Consider the following 17,164-nt stretch of genomic DNA (forward strand, 5'->3'; position numbering starts at 1 on the left):
TGATCTAGCCCTCCTTTGACGCAGACTGTCTGCGTGGGCCCTTCGGTGCTGCCAAGCGAGGCGCCATCGGTTGATCAGGTGGCGGACCTCGTCGCACGCGGCAGAGAGCGCGGCGGTGTGACCGTCGAGGACGTCGCTGCCGCGCTCGATCGCTCGGACTTGCCGGACGACTCGCTGGAGCGGGTCGTGCGGATGCTCGCGGAGCAGGGGGTGGAGGTCCTCGAATCCCAGCAGGAGACCGAGGACGTCACGCGAGCGGACGAGGGAGACCTCGGCAAGCGGGCGCCGACGAGCGACCTGGTTCGGATCTACCTGAGAGAGATCGGTCGCGTACCGCTGCTCACGGCAGAAGAAGAAGTAGAACTGGCGAAATCGATCGAGGCGGGACTGTTCGCCGAGGAGAAGATGGCGCGTACCGCCGTCCTCGCCCGCGGCGAGCTGATCGACCTCGAACTGCTCTCCCGCGAGGGCGTGCGGGCGAAGCAACGGCTGATCGAGGCCAACCTGCGGCTGGTGGTCTCGATCGCGAAACGGTACGTCGGCCGGGGAATGCTCTTCCTCGACCTGATCCAGGAGGGAAATCTCGGACTCATCCGTGCGGTCGAGAAATTCGACTACACCAAGGGGTTCAAGTTCTCGACCTACGCCACCTGGTGGATCCGGCAGGCGATCACCCGGGCGATCGCCGACCAGGCCCGGACGATCCGGATCCCGGTCCACATGGTGGAGACGATCAACAAGCTGGTGCGGGTGCAGCGGCAGATGCACCAGGACCTCGGCCGGGAGCCGACGCCCGAGGAGATCGGCCTGGAGATGGGGCTGTCGCCCGTCCGGGTCGTGGAGATCCAGCGGATCGCCCAGGAGCCGGTCTCGCTGCAGTCGCCGATCGGCGAGGAGGACTCCGACCTCGGCGACTTCATCGAGGACGCGGACGCCGTCGTGCCGATCGAGGCCGCGGCGTTCATCCTGCTCCAGGACCAGCTGGAGGACATCCTCGGCACCCTGTCGGACCGGGAGCAGCGCATCATCCAGCTCCGGTTCGGCCTGGCGGACGGCCATCCGCGCACCCTGGAGGAGGTGGGCCGCGAGTTCGGCGTGACCCGCGAGCGGATCCGCCAGATCGAGTCCAAGACGCTGGCGAAGCTGCGCCACCCGTCGCGCGCGCAGATGCTCCGCGAGTATCTGGAGTGACGGCCGGCCCGGGGAGGGCGGCCGGTTCCCGCCGGGCCGCGCTCCCCGGGGCGTCCGCCCAGGACCGCCCGCGCAGGGCCGCCCGTCCCGGGCCGTCCGGCCTGGGCCAGGGCGTCTCCTGGCATTTTGTCGCTTTTCGTCCGAGCGGTGATCTACCGTGGTGGGCATGCTGATCGTGACGACTGACGGGGTGCCGGGGCACGAGATCAGGAGCGTGCTCGGGGAGGTCCTCGCGACGGCCCTCCAGGCCGATCCGGGCGACCAGGGCGGCGCGCCGCAGGCCGGCCGGCCCGGGAGCAGCGCGACGTTCCGGGTGACGGGGGAGCGGCCGGCGGTCGGCCTCGCCGCGGCGCGCCGCGAGGCGGTGGACCGGCTCGGCGAGGAGGCGCGCCGCCGGGGCGGCAACACCGTGGTCGGGATGCGCTTCGACACCGCCGCGGTGGCCGGCGGCTTCGAGGTCTGCGCGTACGGGACGGCCGTCTGGGCCGAGCCCGCGGGCCGGCAGCGCGACCAGGCGCCGCAGTACCAGCAGCGCCAGCCCCCGCAGCAGGGCCAGCTCCCGCCGTACGGGGACCCGCAGCCGGGCGGCCCGCCGATGGCCGCGCGCAACCTCACGATGGGGATCCAGGACCGGCCCCGCTGAACCCCCGCGCGGGCGCACGGTCCCGTCGCCGGGGGGCCTCTTGACGGGGTGAGGACAGGCTTCGCTAATTTAGGTGAGCCTAACCATTTGCTCGCCCCTGGAGTCCCTGATGCGCCCTGTGTCCGTCCTCGCGCTCGCCGGCGCCGCCGCCGTGTCGATGTCCCTGCTCACGGGGTGCGGCGGTGACGGCGACAAGGCGGACGCCGCGGGCGCCATCCCGGTGACGGCGACCGACGACGCGTGCGAGGTGGCCAAGACCGACCTCACCGCGGGCAAGACCACCTTCAAGGTCACCAACAAGGGCTCCAAGGTCAACGAGTTCGAGGTGCTCAAGCCGGACGGCAAGATCCTCGCCGAGCGGGAGAACATCGGCCCGGGGACCAGCGTCGACTTCGTCGTGAACCTGCCCGCCGGCCAGTACAAGCTGCTGTGCAGCGCCGGGCAGACCGGCAAGGGCCCGACCCGGGACGTCACGGTCACCGGCGCGGCGGCGGGCGGCGCGGACGCGCGGCTCACCAAGGCCGCCGCCGACTACAAGGCGTTCGTGATCGTCCGGCTCGACGACACGATCGCCAAGACCCGCCAGTTCGTGGACGCGGTGAAGGCCGGCGACGTCGCGAAGGCCAAGGAGCTGTACGCCCCGTCCCGCGTCGGCTGGGAGACGATCGAGCCCGTCGCGGAGAAGTTCGGCGACATCGACCCGAAGGTCGACGCCCGCGAGGCCGACCTCAAGCCGGAGGAGAAGAAGGACTGGTCCGGCTGGCACCTGCTGGAGAAGGCCCTCTGGGAGGACGGCTCGGTCAAGGGCAAGGAGAAGTACGGCGACCGGCTGCTCGCCGACCTCGGGACGCTGAAGTCGCGGCTGCCCGGCCTCACCCTCGACCCCGTCAACGACATGGCCGGCGGCGCCAAGGAGCTGCTGGACGAGGTCGCCACCGGCAAGGTCACCGGCGAGGAGGAGGCGTTCAGCCACACCGACCTCGTCGACTTCAAGGCCAACGTCGACGGCGCCAAGAAGATCTACGACCTGCTCAAGCCGGTCGTCCAGGAGCGGGACGCGCAGCTCGCGGCCGACCTCGACGCCAACTTCGCCAAGGTCGAGGGGCTGCTGAAGAAGCATGAGCAGGGCGACGGCTACGTCTCCTACGACAAGGTCGGCAAGGACGACCGCAAGCAGCTGGCGGACGCGGTGAACGCCCTCGGCGAGCCGCTGTCCAAGCTCGCCGAAGCCGTCGCGAAGTAACGGGAACCGGAGAGGTGGCGGCGAGATGACCGAGGCGCGGCCGGGGCTGTCCCGGCGCCGGATGCTGGGCTTCTCCGGCGCGAGCCTGCTCGTCGGCGCGGCCGCCGGCGCGGGCATCGACCGGATGGCGTTCGCCGACGAGGAGGCCGACGCCGGCGCGGCCGTCGCGTTCCGCGGCCCGCACCAGGCGGGCATCGCCACGCCCGTCCAGGACCGGCTGCACTTCGCCGCGTTCGACGTGACGACCGGCGACCGCGACCGGCTCGTCCGGATGCTGAAGGAGTGGACGGCCGCGGCCGCCGCCATGACCGCCGGGAAACCGGTCGGGGACGGCGCGGTCGGCGGGCCGGCGGTGGCGCCGCCGGACGACACCGGCGAGGCGCTCGGCCTGCCCCCGTCCCGGCTCACGCTGACGATCGGGTTCGGGCCCACGCTGTTCGACAAGGACGGCAAGGACCGGTTCGGCCTCAAGGCGCGCCGCCCGGCCGCCCTCGTCGACCTGCCGCACTTTCCCGGCGACGCCCTCGACCCCGACCGCAGCGGCGGCGACATCGCCGTCCAGGCGTGCGCGGACGACCCGCAGGTCGCCGTGCACGCGATCCGCAACCTGGCCCGGATCGGGTTCGGCACGGTCTCGGTCCGCTGGTCGCAGCTCGGGTTCGGCAAGACGTCCTCGACCACGCCGGACGCGCAGACCCCGCGCAACCTGTTCGGGTTCAAGGACGGCACCGACAACATCGGCTCCGCCGACACGGCGCTGCTCGGCAGGCACGTCTGGGCGGGCGAGGGCGACGGCGCGGCCTGGATGGCGGGCGGCTCCTACCTCGTCGCCCGCCGCATCCGGATGCACATCGAGACCTGGGACCGGACGTCCCTGCGCGAGCAGGAGGACATCTTCGGCCGCGACAAGGGCGAGGGCGCGCCCGTGGGGGCGGCGAAGGAGCGCGACGAACCCGTCCTGTCCCGGATGAAGCCGGACGCGCACGTCCGCCTCGCCCACCCCGACTCCAACCGCGGCGCGCGGATCCTGCGGCGCGGCTACTCCTTCACCGACGGGTCCGACGGCCTCGGCCGGCTGGACGCGGGCCTGTTCTTCATCGCGTTCCAGCGCGACCCGCGCACCGGGTTCATCCCGATCCAGCAGTCGCTGGCCGACGACGCGCTGAACGAGTACATCCAGCACGTCGGATCGGGCGTCTACGCGTGCCCGCCGGGCGTCCGCGAAGGCGGCTTCTGGGGCGACACCCTGTTCACCTAGGACTCGCCTAGGGCGCGCCTGGGCGGCCCTGGCGCGCCCTGGCGGCTAGCCCTGCCCGGCCCGCTCGGAGCGGATGCGGGTCACGACGTCCCCGGCGGCGGTCTTGATCGACTCCAGCTCCTGGAGGTAGGCCCAGTAGTCCGGATGGGAGCCGCCGAGCCGCTTCGGCGCGTTCTCCAGCCGCTCGACCAGCCCGTCCAGCACCCGGACGTGCTGCGGCGCGGCCCCGCCCGGCTGGGCCATGGCGAGCCGCTGCGCGTCCCGCACGGCGAACTGGGCGCTCTCGGCGGGCTTGGCCGGGTCGGCGGCGACCGCCCTCAGCTCCTCGACCCGGCCGGTGACCTGCCCGGCGCGGCGGTCGGCCGCGTTCAGCTCGGTGCGCGCGGCGGTGAGCGCCCGCTGCGCCTGCTTCCACTCGGTGCGGGCGACGTGCGCGGACGCCTCGTTCAGCCGCTCCCGGGCCCGCGTGACGGCGGCCTCGATGGACTCGGGCGCGCCCTTGAGGTCCTGCCAGCAGGCCTGCGAGTAGCCGCGCAGCAGCACCCGCATCGCCTCCCGGACGGGCCCGACGCGGTTCGCGGCGGCGTCCGCCCGCGTCCGGACGGAGGCGAGCGAGTTGCGGACCTTCTGCGCCAGCTGCGGCAGCTCCGCGGCGGCCTCCCGGGCCCCCTCGGCGATCTCCCGGACCTCCTCGGCCTTGCGGATCGCGCCGTCCAGCCCGAGCCCGCCGAGCCCCTTCGAGCCGAGCTGCGCGAGGACCTGCCGGGCGCGGGCGAGCTCCGCCTCCGGGTCGGCCGCGTCCATCCCCGCCTCCCGCGCCGCGGTGACGGCGGCCTCGGCCGCGGCCACCGCCTCGCGGGCCGCGGCCAGCCGCGGCGGAAGCTGGTCGAGGGCGGCCTCCAGCCGGGCCATGCGCGGCGCGAGCCGCTCGGCGAAGCCGTTCAGGTTCCGGGTGATCTGCTGCAGCCGCTCGGTGGAGGCCACGAACGCGCGCCGCGCCGCGTCGTACTCGGCCGGTGACCGGTCCTGGTCATCGACGTCGTGCGCGTCCAGCACGGAGATGTAGGCGATGGACGCGGCGTCGGCGGACTCCGACAGCCCGTCGAACTCCCGCCGGACGGGCGCCGCCGCGGCCGCGTCCAGGTCCTCGAAGACGGTGACGCGGCCGCCGAGGTACTTCTGCGCCTGGTCCATGTCGTAGAAGGCGCCCGCCGCCGCCTCCTTGGCCTCGACCGCCGCGGCGGCCGCCTGCGCCCCCCTGCCGCCCCGGCGGCGCTGGTCGCCCGGTCCCCGCAACGCTGCCTCCTCTCGTCCCTGCCCAGTCTGGCCCAGACCGCGCGTGTTTCGCGCCCCGGACCGGCGTCCGGCCGCCGCCCGGGGCGTTCCGCGTCACAGGTCTACAACGGATGGAACGGATAGCATCGCTGCTACGTCGATAATTCTGGGCGCCGGGTCGGCGTCCCGATACGGCATGCGATCTTGGAGGCCCATCGTGCCCGTCAGCCTGAGCAAAGGCGGCAATGTCTCGCTCACCAAGCAGGCGCCCGGACTGACCGCGGTGATCGTCGGTCTCGGCTGGGACCTGCGCACCACCACCGGCACGGACTTCGACCTCGACGCCTCCGCCATGGTGCTGGACGGCTCCGGCAAGATCATCACCGACCAGCACTTCGTGTTCTTCAACAACCTGCGCACCCCCGACGGCGCGGTCGAGCACAGCGGCGACAACACCACCGGCGCCGGCGAGGGCGACGACGAGCAGCTGAAGGTCAACTTCGGCGCGATGCCGGCCGCCGCCGAGCGGGTGGCGTTCGCGGTCTCGATCTACGACGCCGACAGCCGCGGGCAGAACTTCGGGCAGGTCCGCAACGCCTACATCCGGGTGATGAACCAGGCCGACGGCGCCGAGATGGCCCGCTACGACCTGTCGGAGGACGCCTCGATGGAGACCGCGATGGTCTTCGGCGAGCTGTACCGCAACGGCACGGAGTGGAAGTTCCGCGCGGTCGGCCAGGGCTACGCGTCCGGGCTGGCCGGCATCGCGACGGACTTCGGCGTCAACCTCTGACCCGCCCCCCGGTCCGGTCGGCGCCCCCGTCCGATCGGCACCCCGTCCGAACCGCGCCGGCGCCCCCGGCCGGCGCGGCACACCGAAACAGGCACTTCAGGAAGGGAACGGCCCGAACATGGGAGTCTCACTCGCCAAGGGCGGCAACGTCTCGCTGACGAAGGCCGCGCCCAACCTCACCGCGGTCACCGTCGGCCTCGGCTGGGACGTCCGCGCCACCACCGGCGCGGACTTCGACCTGGACGCGTCCGCGCTGATGCTGGCGAGCACCGGCAAGGTCATCTCCGACCAGCACTTCGTGTTCTTCAACAACCTGCGGAGCCCGGACGGCTCGGTCGAGCACACCGGCGACAACCTGACCGGCGAGGGCGAGGGCGACGACGAGTCGATCAACGTCGACCTCACCGGGGTGCCGGCCGAGTGCGAGCGCGTGGTGTTCCCGGTGTCGATCTACGACGCCGACAACCGGCACCAGAGCTTCGGCCAGGTGCGCAACGCCTTCATCCGGATCGTCAACCGGACCGACGGCAACGAGCTCGCCCGGTTCGACCTCACCGAGGACGCCTCCACCGAGACGGCGATGGTCTTCGGCGAGCTCTACCGGCACAACGGCGAATGGAAGTTCAGGGCCGTCGGGCAGGGGTACGCCTCGGGTCTGGCCGGCATCGCGATGGACTTCGGCGTCAACGTCGGCTGAGGCCGGCGCACCCCGCATCCCGGCCGCCCCGCCCGGCCGTCCTCTCTAGCAGAAATACGCGCATGATTCTTCGCACCTTCGGTTGGTCCTTCGGCGTCACGGCTCTAGGGTTGCTGGCCGCCTTCCTCTACGACGGGCCGACCGGCCTCGCGCTGGTCGCCGTCCTGGCCATCCTCGAGATCTCGCTGTCGTTCGACAACGCCGTGGTCAACGCCAAGGTGCTCGACAGGATGAGCCCCTTCTGGCAGAAGATCTTCCTCACCGTCGGCATCGCGATCGCGGTGTTCGGCATGCGGCTGGTCTTCCCGCTGCTGATCGTGGGCATCACCGCCAAGCTCGGCCCCGTCGAGGCGTTCGACCTGGCGCTCAACGACTCGCACCGCTACCACCAGCTGATGAACGACGCGTACCCGATGATCGCGGCGTTCGGCGGCATGTTCCTGATGATGCTGTTCCTGAACTTCGTGTTCGAGGAGCGCGGCGACAAGTGGCTGCCGTGGCTGGAGCGGCCGCTCGCCCGCATCGGGAAGCTGGACCAGCTGGCGGTGGTCGTCGCGGGCGGCTCGCTGGCGCTGGTGTCGTGGCTGTCGGCCGACGACCCGGGCAACGTCATGATCGCGGGCGTGCTCGGCATGGTGACCTACATCCTGGTCAACGGGCTCGGCGAGCTGTTCTCCGAGGCGGGCGACGAGGACGAGGACGAGGACGGGGCGGCCGAGGGCGCCGACGGCGCGGACGAGGGCCGGGAGGCGGCGCCCGCCGCGCGGTCCGGGCCGAGCTCGCTGGCGCTGGCCACCGGCAAGGCGGGGTTCTTCCTGTTCCTCTACCTGGAGGTGCTGGACGCCTCGTTCAGCTTCGACGGCGTCATCGGCGCGTTCGCGATCAGCACCGACCCGATCGTCATCGCGCTCGGCCTCGGCATCGGCGCCATGTACATCCGGTCGCTGACGGTCTTCCTGGTCCGCAAGGGCACCCTGCACGAGTACGTCTACCTGGAGCACGGCGCGCACTGGGCGATCGGGGCCCTCGCCGTCTGCATGCTGATCAGCATCGGGCACCACGTGCCCGAGTGGATCACCGGCGGGCTCGGCGCCGGGCTGATCATCGCGGCGTTCATCAGCTCCGTCGTCCGCAACCGGGGAGAGGGCGACGTCGAGGCCCCGCCGACCGGCGACGGCAAGCAGCTGCACTCCAGCAACGTCTGACCGGCGGGTCCCCGCCCGCGACCAGTACCCACCGAAGGAGCCAACGATGTCGATCTCGCTGCAGAAAGGCCAGAAGGTCTCGCTCGCCAAACCCGGCGGCGGGACCCTCACCCGGGTCCGGATGGGGCTCGGCTGGGACGCCGTCGCCAAGAAGGGCCTGTTCGGCAAGGGCAAGGCCCAGTCGATCGACCTGGACGCCTCCTGCCTGCTGTTCGACGCCGCCGGGAACCTCGCCGACCAGGTCTGGTTCCGGCAGCTGCGCAGCAAGGACGGCTCCGTCCAGCACACCGGCGACAACCTGACCGGCGAGGGCGCGGGCGACGACGAGGTCATCAACGTCGACCTGCAGGGCGTCCCCGCCAACGTCGCCCAGCTGGTGTTCACGGTGAACTCCTTCACCGGGCAGGACTTCTCGCAGATCGCCAACGCGTTCTGCCGCCTGGTGGACGAGAGCACCGGGCAGGAGATCGCCCGCTACGACCTGAGCGGCGCCGGCCAGCACAACGCGCAGATCATGGCGAAGGTGTCGCGGGACGGCCAGGGCTGGTCGATGACGGCGATCGGCGCGACCGCGACCGGGCGCACGTTCCAGCACCTCCTGCCCGCCGTCTCGGCGCACCTGTGACCCGGCGGGAGTGACGGGCGCGGCCATGCGGCATTTCGACCACATCGACGCCGCGCGTCGCAAGCACCTGTTCTACCGGCACCCCCGCCCGTTCGACCGGCACGACGACCCGGCGGTGCTGGCCGTCGCGCTCGGCGCGACGCTGTACTGCCCGGCGACCAGGCCCGCCCTCGCCGCCGACATCGAGCGGGCGGCGGGGCGCGGCGTCATGAGCATGGTCGTCTGCCTGGAGGACGCGATCGCCGACACGGAGGTCGCGGCCGGCGAGGCGAACCTGGTGGCGCAGTTCCAGGCGCTGCACGCGGGCGGCGCGGACGTGCCGCTGCTGTTCGTCCGGATCCGCGACCCCCGGCAGATCGGCGACCTGCTCCACCGGCTCGGCGGCGCCGCCGACCTGGTCAGCGGGTTCGTGCTGCCGAAGTTCACGCCGGCCTCCGGTGGAGCGTTCCTCGACGCGCTCGCGGACGCCGCCGACCGCACCGGGCTGCGGCTGCTGGCGATGCCGGTGATCGAGAGCCCGGAGGCGGTGTACGCCGAGACCCGCCCGGAGATGCTGGACGACGTGGCGCGGCTGCTCGGCAAGCACCGGCCGCGGGTCCTCGCGGTCCGGATCGGGGCGACCGACATGTCCGCCGCCTACGGGCTGCGCCGGCCGCCGGACCTCACGATCTACGACATCCGCCCGGTCGCGAACGTGATCTGCGACGTGGTCAACGTCCTCGGCCGGGCCGACGGCACCGGGTACGTGGTGACCGGCCCGGTGTGGGAGTACTTCTCGGCGGGGGAGCGGATGTTCAAGCCGCAGCTGCGGCAGTCGCCGTTCGACGCGCAGCAGGCGGCGCCGCTGCGGCAGCGGCTGATCACCTCCGACCTGGACGGCCTGATCCGCGAGGTCCACCTGGACAAGGCCAACGGCCTGACCGGCAAGACCGTGATCCACCCGAGCCATGTGGCGGCCGTCCACGCGCTGTCGGTGGTGACGCACGAGGAGTACTGCGACGCCGCCGACATCCTCGGCGTCGCCGGGGGCGGGGCGATGGCCAGCTCGTACGCCAACAAGATGAACGAGGCGAAGCCGCACCGCGCGTGGGCGCAGCGGCTGATGCTGCGCGCCCGGGTGTTCGGGGTCGCGGCGGAGGGCGTCACGTTCGTCGAGCTGCTGGAAGCGGCGGGCAGCCGGTGACCGCGTCCCGGGTCTCCGCGCGCTGGGTCTCCGCGCGCCTCGGGGTGCGGCTGGCCGACGGCGCGTCCCCGGCCGGTGCCGGGCTGTCGTCGCTGGTGGGGCTGGCGGTGCGCCGCAATCCGCGCCGCGCGCACCTGCTGGTCTCGGCGGTGCTGGGCAAGCACGTCCCGACGGATCCGCGGCTCGTGTACGGGTCGGGGCTGCTGCTGGGCGAGCTCGTGCGCGCGCGCCTGCGGGGTGAGGAGCCGCCTCATCCCGGTGCTCTGCTGCCGGACGCCCTGCGCGGCGTGCCAGGGGCCGCTGCGGGGCTGCGTGACCTCATGCGCGCCCCTAGAAGCCCTGTGGACGCGATCGTCCTGGGCTACGCCGAGACCGCCACAGCCTTGGGGCACTCGGTGGCGGACGCTCTGGGCGGTGCCTACTACCTGCACTCGACGCGGCGTCCCGTCCGGGGGTTCGCCGCCTACGGCGGGTTCGAGGAGGAGCACAGCCACGCCACGAGCCATCTGCTGCTGCCTGCCGACCCGGCCCTGCTCGACCGGGATGTACCGGTGGTGCTGGTGGACGACGAGCTGTCCACGGGCCGGACGGTCCTGAACACCATCGAGACCCTGCACGCCGTCCGGCCGAGGGGGCATTACGTCCTGGCGTCCCTGGTCGACCTGCGCGACCCCGCCGACCGGGCGCGGATGGAAGCTTTCGCCGACCGCCTGGGCACCCGCATCGACGCGGTGGCGCTGGCCGGGGGGCACGTGGAGCTTCCCGAGGGGATCCTGGAGGCGGGGCAGTCGCTCGTTGCCGGCCTCTCCAGCGCTTCTGCCGCCGCCCCTGGGGCCGCGCCGTCTGCGGTGGCACGGGCCGTGCTGGACTGGCCCGCCGGGCTACCGGACGGCGGACGCCACGGCTTCCTCCCCGAGCACAGGGCGCGGCTGGAGAAGGACCTCGCCCGCATGGGCGACGTCCTCGCGGCGAAGCTCGTCCGAGGGGCCTCACGGGTGCTCGTACTGGGCTTCGAGGAGCTGATGTACGCGCCGCTGCGCCTGGCGGAGGCGCTCGCCGACACCCTGCCGGACGTGGACGTCCGCTACTCCACGACCACGCGTTCACCTGTGCTCGCCGTAGACGACCCGGGGTACGCGATAAGAACGCGCCTGATGTTCTCCTCACACGACGACCCCGCCGACGGGCCGGGGGAGCGGTACGCCTACAACGTGGCCCCCGGCGCCGGTGAGCGCGGGTTCGACCAGATCGTCTTCGTGGTGGACGACATCGGAGACACCGACGCGCTCGCAGGCGGGCTCCTGGAACGGCTGCGCGCGCTTGCCCCGGTGCTGGTCGCGACCGTCCCCGCCCACAGGAGGGATACGTGAAGCCGCTGTACGGGCCGTCCTTCGGCAGCTACCCGGCTGACGACGTCGCCTGGCTGCTCAAGGACCTCTCGCACGTACGGCTCGAGGCGCCGACGGAGGAGCGCGAGGCGGCGATCCAGGCGGGACGCGCCCACTACGCCGAGTCGCTCCCCGTCGAGTACCAGCCGGGCCCGGAGTACCGGCGGCTGTTCCACCGGGCGCTGGAGGCGTCGGCGGAGCGGCTCGCCTACGCGGCCGGGCTGGTCACCGAGCTGGTCCTCGCCGAGCGCGGCCCGGACGCCGTCCTGGTCTCGCTGGCCCGCGCCGGGACGCCCGTCGGGATCCTGCTGCGCCGCTGGGCCCGGTACGCCCACGGCCTGGACCTGCCGCACTACGCGGTCAGCATCGTCCGGGACCGGGGCATCGACGCCTCGGCGCTGCGCTACCTCGCCGACCACCACGACCCGGCGGCCGTGATGTTCGTGGACGGCTGGACCGGCAAGGGCGCGATCACGCGGGAGCTGACCGCCGCGCTCGCGCCGACCCCGTTCCCCGCCGACCTCGCCGTCCTCGCCGACCCGGGGCGCTGCACGTCCCTCCACGGCACCCGCGATGACTTCCTGATCCCGTCCGCGTGCCTCAACTCGACCGTGTCCGGCCTGGTCAGCCGGACCGTCCTGAACGCCGAGCTGATCGGGCCGGACGACTTCCACGGCGCCAAGTTCTACCGGGAACTGGCCGGCGACGACGTGTCCGCGGTGTTCCTCGACGCCGTGTGCGCGCGGTTCCCCGACGTGGCCGAGCGCGTCGCCAAGGACCTCCCCGGCCTCCGCGCCGCCGACCGCGCGCCCGACTGGTCGGGCTGGGAGGCCGTCGCGCGCTGCGCCGAGGCCGAGGGCACCGACGACCTGAACCTCGTCAAGCCGGGGATCGGGGAGACGACCCGGGTGCTGCTGCGGCGCGTCCCGTGGAAGGTCCTCGTGCGCGCGGACGCCGGCCCCGAGGTGACGCACATCAGGCTGCTCGCCGCCGAACGCGGCGTGCCCGTCCACGAGGTGGAGCCCGAACGGTTCCCCTACGCGTGCATGGGGTTCATCCATCCGCGCTTCGGCAAGGGAGCCGTCCAGTGACCGTCCTGGTGTGCTCCGACCTCGACCGCACGCTCATCTACTCCGCGGCTGCCTTCGCCTTGGACGGCCCAGACGAGACCATGCCGCGCCTACTCTGCGTGGAGTTCTACCAAGGCGCGCCGCTCTCCTACATGACCGAGCCCTCAGCGCGGACGCTCGAAACCCTCGCGACGGCCGCCGCGTTCGTCCCGACGACGACGCGCACACCCGAGCAGTACCGGCGCATCCACCTGCTGGAGAAGCCGCCCGCGTTCGCCATCTGCGCCAACGGCGGCCACATCCTCGTGGACGGCCTGGAAGACCCCGAATGGGCGCGGGCCGTCCGCGCCCGGGCCGAGGACGGCTGCGCGCCTCTCGCGGACGTCCAGCACCATCTCGCCCGGACGGGCGGCGACTTCGTCCTGAAGCGGCGCACGGCCTCCGACCTGTTCGCCTACACCGTCGTCGACCGGGCCGCCCTGCCGCCCGGATGGGTCGACGACCTCACCGGCTGGTGCGCCGAACGCGGCTGGCGGACGTCCCTGCAGGGCCGCAAGGTCTACTGCCTGCCCGCCTGCCTGACCAAGGCCGCCGCCGCCGCGGAGGTCGCCCGCCGCACCGGCGCCGCCGCCACCCTCGCCGCCGGCGACTCCCTCCTCGACATCGAACTCCTCGAAGCGGCAGACCGGTCGATCCGCCCCGCCCACGGCGAACTGCACGACACCGGCTGGACGTCCCCCACCACCGCCGTCACGTCCGCCCGGGGCATCGCCGCAGGCCAGGAGATCGCTGAATGGCTCCTGGCACGCGCCACCGAACCGTAAAAAATCACGGACCGCTCCCGTACCCCGTAGAGAATCGACGCACGCTCAGGGGTCGCCGTCGCCGCGATCTGAGGTGACAATCACGGGGAGAGCCCCCGCTCGCCGAGGAGGTCGCCTGGACCACATGAGCTCCCGTCTGACCGGTGACGAGACCGCGCTGTGGAAGGCCGCGGCCCGGGTACTCGACGCGAACTGGACAGGGACCGCCACCGCCGCGTCGCCCGGCCTCTACCCCCACCAGTGGAGCTGGGACGCGGCGTTCATCAGCATGGGCCTCGCCCGCCACCGCCGCGACCGCGCCGAGACCGAGCTGCTGTCCCTCTTCCGCGGCCAATGGGCCGACGGGATGCTCCCGCACATCGTCTTCAACACCAGCCTCGCCCGGCACGCGTTCTTCCCCGGCCCCGAACTGTGGCGCAGCGAACGCCAGCCCGACGCGCCCCGCGGCGTCCACACCTCCGGCCTCACCCAGCCGCCGCTGCACGCCCTCACCGCCCTGCGCCTCCACGAATGCGCGACCGACGCCGAGAGCAGCCGCGCCTTCCTCGCCCGCCTCTACCCGATGCTCACCGCCCAGCACCGCTACCTCGCCCGCGTGCGCGACATCGCCGCCGGCGGCCTCATCGCCATCTGCCACCCCTGGGAGTCGGGGCTCGACAACAGCCCCGCCTGGGACCGCCCCCTCGCCGCCCTGCGGCTCCCACCGACCTCCTACGCCCCCGCCCAGCAGCCCCACACGCTCCCCACCGGCGAGGACTACGACCGCTACGTCCGCCTCGTCGCCCTCATGCGCGACGCCGCCTACGCCCCCGGCTACCTCCGCGAAACCCACCCGTTCGCCGTCGAGGACCCCCTCGTCAACGCGATCTACCTCGCCTCCACCCACGCCCTCGCCGGCATCGCCGAGATCATCGGCACTGACCCCGCCCCGCACCGCGAACGCGCCGAACGCGTCCACCGCGCCCTCCTCGACCGCCTCTGGGACCCCGAGACCGGCTGCTTCCGCGCCCGCGACCTCCGCGACGACCGGCTGCTGCCCGTCATCACCGTCGGCTCGTTCGGCCCCCTCCTCGACCCCGACCTGCCCGCCCCCATCGTCCGCGACCTCGTCGACCTCCTGCTGTCCGCCCGCTTCGCCGGCGCCGCCGGCTACCCCGTCCCCACCTGCGACATCCAGGCCCCCGCCTTCGACCGCTCCGGCTACTGGCGCGGCCCCACCTGGATCAGCACCAACTGGCTCGTCTGGTACGGCGCCCTCGGCCACGGCCTCCCCGTCGTCGCCGACCTCCTCTACGGCTCCACCATGCGGCTCGTCCGCCAGTCCGGCTTCCGCGAGTTCTTCGACCCCTTCGACGGCACCGGCCGCGGCAGCCACGACTACGCCTGGTCCGCCGCCCTCGTCCTCGACCTACTGGGGGCCCGCCGTGCACCCCAGGCCGCCTGATCGCTTACCGTGAACACATGCGCCTGCTCCGGGGCTCGCTGCCCGCCGAAGTCCGCGCCGCGCTGACCCTGGAGCGCGGCGAACGCGTCCTCGCGTCCGCCCCCACCCGCGGCGGCTCCCACGTCGCCGCGACCACCACCGCGCTGCACCTGCCCACCCCGTCCGGCGGCTTCACCCGCGTCCCCTGGGAACGCGTCGACCACGCCACCTGGAAGGACGGGTGGCTGCACGTCCACGAGACCTCCGGCGGCCCCGAACACCACGTCCGCCTCACCGAACCCGGCTCCGTCCCCGAGACCGTCCGGGAACGCGTCACCGCCACCATCGCGGTCAGCCACCAGGCCCAGATCGCCGGCGGAAACGTCCGCATCGCCGGCCGGCGCCCCGCCGCCGGCGGCGACGTGCGCTGGACCTTCGTCTTCGACGCGGGCATGGACCCGTCCGACCCGGGCCTACGCGCCCAAGCCGAACAGGCCCTGGAGGAACTGCGCCGCCAGACCGGCCTCTAGCCGGGGAACACCTCAGGCTGCTCCCGGTCGGCCTTGCGGCCCGGCACCTGCTCCGGCACGCGCTCCTTCAGATGGTTCGCCTTACCGCGCGCCGCGCCCGCGAACTCCTCACCCTTCGCCCGCAGCATCCCCGCGGCCTCCTGCACGTTCGGGTTCTCCGACACCTGCTGCGAGAGCCGCTTCAACTGCTCGTACCGCTCGCGCCCCGCCTTCGTCCCGAGGACGTATCCGATCGCGGCGCCTGCCATGAACATCATGCGCGTCTTCATGTCCAACTCCCACTGACGGCGGAATCGTGACCCCCCCATACCCGCCGAGCGCCCACCCATCCATAACGCGTGCGCGAAGAGCCCCCCACATGCGCTAACCTAGACCCGCCGACAGGGGCACACGCCCCACCGGACGCACGATCCCGCGTAGCTCAATCGGCAGAGCAGCCGGCTGTTAACCGGCAGGTTATTGGTTCGAGTCCAATCGCGGGAGCTTGATCTAACCCACGTAAGCCCAGTTCAGGGCCCCTGTCCGTGCGCGGACAGGGGCTCTGTTCGTCTCTGAGTGACCAACTGCGTGACTACGGTTCCCCGTGGCTCCCTGGGAAGAGCTGGTCCATCGCGGTCGCGCCGTCCTCGATCACCGGCCGGATCTGGTGGCGGTAGATCGTCTCCGTCACGTTGGTCCCGCTATGGCCCACAAGCCGGGCGATCTGCTCCAACGGCATCCCGCTGTCGGACAGCAGAGACACGAAGCTGTGTCGCAACTCCCGGGGCGTCCACTCGGCGCCGTTGAGGCCGGCACGGCTGGCCACCCGGCGGAACGCCCGGAGGACGTTCATCGGGCCGCGCTTGTCTCCGTTCTCGTCAGGGAACACCAGACCGGCGCCCTTGCCGATGGCGCGGGCCGCGGCCTGGTTGTCCCAGAGCGCGGCGAGGGCCACCACGCAGCGCCGAGGGAGTTTGAGCGTGCGCCGGGACTTCGAGGTCTTGGTGTCGCCGCCCCGCCGGACGGAGCGCCACACGTAGACGGCGAACTCCTCGCCCTGCCATCCCGCTTCTTCGACGGACACCCATCCCTTGCGGTCCGGGACGTACGTGACAACGTGCGACCACGCCAGTTCCCGCAACTCCTCCGTGCGTGCGCCGGTGAGAAGCGACAGCACGATGTACGCGCCCATCGCGGAACCGTCCTCGGCAGCACTCAGAAGCGCGTCGGCTTGCTCGAACGTCAACGCCTTGGACGGGCGTCCCGGCTGGCCTGTCGGGACCTCACAGAGCAGCACAACGTTCCGCTTGACCTTGTCGCGCGCCTGTGCGCGGGCAACCGCCCGTTTGAGAACGGAGCGGATCTCTCGGAGTGTCTTCGTGCTGAGCTTCTTCGACTTCTCGGCGAGCCACCGGTCAACGTCATCGGCGGACAGTTCGGCGAGCTTCCGCGCGCCGAGGTCGGGGATGACGTGGTTCTCGGCGAGGCTGCGCCGGTTCTTGACGGTGTTCGCGTCGCGGTTGCCGAGCCCGTACTTGAGCCAGTCTTCGACGGCTCGGGCGACGGTGTAACTCCCGTCCTCCGCCGGCAAGCCGTCTTCGTAGTCGCGCATCTTCCGCTTGAGCTTCGCCAGCGCACCCGTCTTGGTCCTGTCGCTGGCCTTGCGGACGATGCGCCTACCGGCCGGCGTGTAGCCCACGGTGACCTCGGCGATCCACCGTTGCCGGTCCTCGCTCCAATAGAGCCCGCCGTCACCGCGGCTACGTCGCTTGCCCTGCGCTGGCCGCTTCTTTCGGCCCTTGTCGTCCTCTGACGTGTTGATCGTGTCCTCGCTCAT

At 72.3% G+C, this 17,164-nt stretch carries 17 protein-coding genes and 1 tRNA gene; 15 read left to right on the plus strand and 3 right to left on the minus strand.

Features of this window, described 5'->3' with window-relative positions; all coding sequences use genetic code 11:
* The first annotated feature begins 78 nt into the window (after window positions 1-78).
* The 4 genes from rpoD to efeB all read left to right on the plus strand — a co-directional run bounded on the left by rpoD (window position 79) and on the right by efeB (window position 4,335).
* Window positions 79-1,191 carry an RNA polymerase sigma factor RpoD gene (gene rpoD, locus HUT06_RS13875; RefSeq protein ID WP_254715164.1) on the plus strand — a complete coding sequence of 371 codons (1,113 nt, stop codon included), beginning with the start codon at window positions 79-81 and terminating at the stop codon, window positions 1,189-1,191.
* Between the two features lie 166 nt (window positions 1,192-1,357).
* On the plus strand, window positions 1,358-1,834 hold the full coding sequence (locus HUT06_RS13880; protein ID WP_176196101.1) for a YbjQ family protein: 477 nt from the start codon (window positions 1,358-1,360) through the stop codon (window positions 1,832-1,834).
* A gap of 109 nt (window positions 1,835-1,943) precedes the next feature.
* Complete coding sequence (efeO, locus tag HUT06_RS13885) at window positions 1,944-3,077, plus strand: iron uptake system protein EfeO (protein ID WP_176196102.1); 1,134 nt, start codon at window positions 1,944-1,946, stop codon at window positions 3,075-3,077.
* Window positions 3,078-3,102: 25 nt separating this feature from the next.
* Window positions 3,103-4,335: an iron uptake transporter deferrochelatase/peroxidase subunit gene (efeB, locus tag HUT06_RS13890; RefSeq protein WP_176196103.1), complete on the plus strand. Its 1,233-nt coding sequence runs from the start codon at window positions 3,103-3,105 to the stop codon at window positions 4,333-4,335.
* Between the two features lie 45 nt (window positions 4,336-4,380).
* On the opposite strand, the gene HUT06_RS13895 is transcribed toward efeB, so the two are convergent.
* Entirely contained in the window at window positions 4,381-5,631 is a 1,251-nt protein-coding gene (locus HUT06_RS13895) for a molecular chaperone DnaJ (protein ID WP_176196104.1), read from the minus strand.
* A gap of 196 nt (window positions 5,632-5,827) precedes the next feature.
* On the opposite strand from HUT06_RS13895, the gene HUT06_RS13900 reads away from it, so the two are divergent.
* From HUT06_RS13900 to HUT06_RS13945, 10 genes are all read left to right on the plus strand, one after another.
* The gene (locus HUT06_RS13900) at window positions 5,828-6,403 is read left to right on the plus strand and encodes a TerD family protein (RefSeq protein WP_176196105.1); all 576 of its coding nucleotides are present in this window, start codon (window positions 5,828-5,830) and stop codon (window positions 6,401-6,403) included.
* Window positions 6,404-6,521: 118 nt separating this feature from the next.
* Entirely contained in the window at window positions 6,522-7,100 is a 579-nt protein-coding gene (locus HUT06_RS13905) for a TerD family protein (RefSeq protein ID WP_176196106.1), read from the plus strand.
* 62 nt (window positions 7,101-7,162) lie between these two features.
* Entirely contained in the window at window positions 7,163-8,305 is a 1,143-nt protein-coding gene (locus tag HUT06_RS13910) for a DUF475 domain-containing protein (RefSeq protein ID WP_176196107.1), read from the plus strand.
* A gap of 46 nt (window positions 8,306-8,351) precedes the next feature.
* Window positions 8,352-8,930 (plus strand): TerD family protein, encoded by a 579-nt coding sequence (locus HUT06_RS13915; RefSeq protein ID WP_176196108.1) that lies wholly within the window; start codon window positions 8,352-8,354, stop codon window positions 8,928-8,930.
* Window positions 8,931-8,955: 25 nt separating this feature from the next.
* On the plus strand, window positions 8,956-10,113 hold the full coding sequence (locus HUT06_RS13920; RefSeq protein WP_176196109.1) for an HpcH/HpaI aldolase/citrate lyase family protein: 1,158 nt from the start codon (window positions 8,956-8,958) through the stop codon (window positions 10,111-10,113).
* Entirely contained in the window at window positions 10,110-11,483 is a 1,374-nt protein-coding gene (locus HUT06_RS13925; protein WP_176196110.1) for a phosphoribosyltransferase family protein, read from the plus strand. Before HUT06_RS13920 ends, HUT06_RS13925 begins: the two co-directional genes overlap by 4 nt.
* Entirely contained in the window at window positions 11,480-12,592 is a 1,113-nt protein-coding gene (locus tag HUT06_RS13930; RefSeq protein WP_176196111.1) for a cysteine protease StiP family protein, read from the plus strand. Before HUT06_RS13925 ends, HUT06_RS13930 begins: the two co-directional genes overlap by 4 nt.
* Window positions 12,589-13,395, plus strand: a complete 807-nt coding sequence (locus HUT06_RS13935) for an HAD family hydrolase (RefSeq protein ID WP_176196112.1) — start codon at window positions 12,589-12,591, stop codon at window positions 13,393-13,395. The genes HUT06_RS13930 and HUT06_RS13935 overlap by 4 nt, the downstream gene beginning before the upstream one ends.
* Window positions 13,396-13,519: 124 nt before the next feature.
* Window positions 13,520-14,839, plus strand: a complete 1,320-nt coding sequence (locus HUT06_RS13940; RefSeq protein ID WP_176196113.1) for a hypothetical protein — start codon at window positions 13,520-13,522, stop codon at window positions 14,837-14,839.
* Window positions 14,840-14,856: 17 nt separating this feature from the next.
* Window positions 14,857-15,348, plus strand: a complete 492-nt coding sequence (locus tag HUT06_RS13945; protein WP_176196114.1) for a hypothetical protein — start codon at window positions 14,857-14,859, stop codon at window positions 15,346-15,348.
* On the opposite strand, the gene HUT06_RS13950 is transcribed toward HUT06_RS13945, so the two are convergent.
* Window positions 15,345-15,617, minus strand: coding sequence for a YtxH domain-containing protein (locus tag HUT06_RS13950; RefSeq protein ID WP_176196115.1), 273 nt, complete (start codon window positions 15,615-15,617; stop codon window positions 15,345-15,347). The genes HUT06_RS13945 and HUT06_RS13950 overlap by 4 nt on opposite strands.
* A gap of 141 nt (window positions 15,618-15,758) precedes the next feature.
* Between HUT06_RS13950 and HUT06_RS13955 the strand changes: the two genes are divergently transcribed.
* Window positions 15,759-15,831, plus strand: a tRNA-Asn gene (locus tag HUT06_RS13955).
* Between the two features lie 88 nt (window positions 15,832-15,919).
* Here HUT06_RS13955 and HUT06_RS13960 read toward each other — a convergent pair.
* The gene (locus HUT06_RS13960; RefSeq protein WP_176196116.1) at window positions 15,920-17,164 is read right to left on the minus strand and encodes a site-specific integrase; all 1,245 of its coding nucleotides are present in this window, start codon (window positions 17,162-17,164) and stop codon (window positions 15,920-15,922) included.

Source organism: Actinomadura sp. NAK00032 (assembly GCF_013364275.1).
Lineage (GTDB): Bacteria > Actinomycetota > Actinomycetes > Streptosporangiales > Streptosporangiaceae > Spirillospora.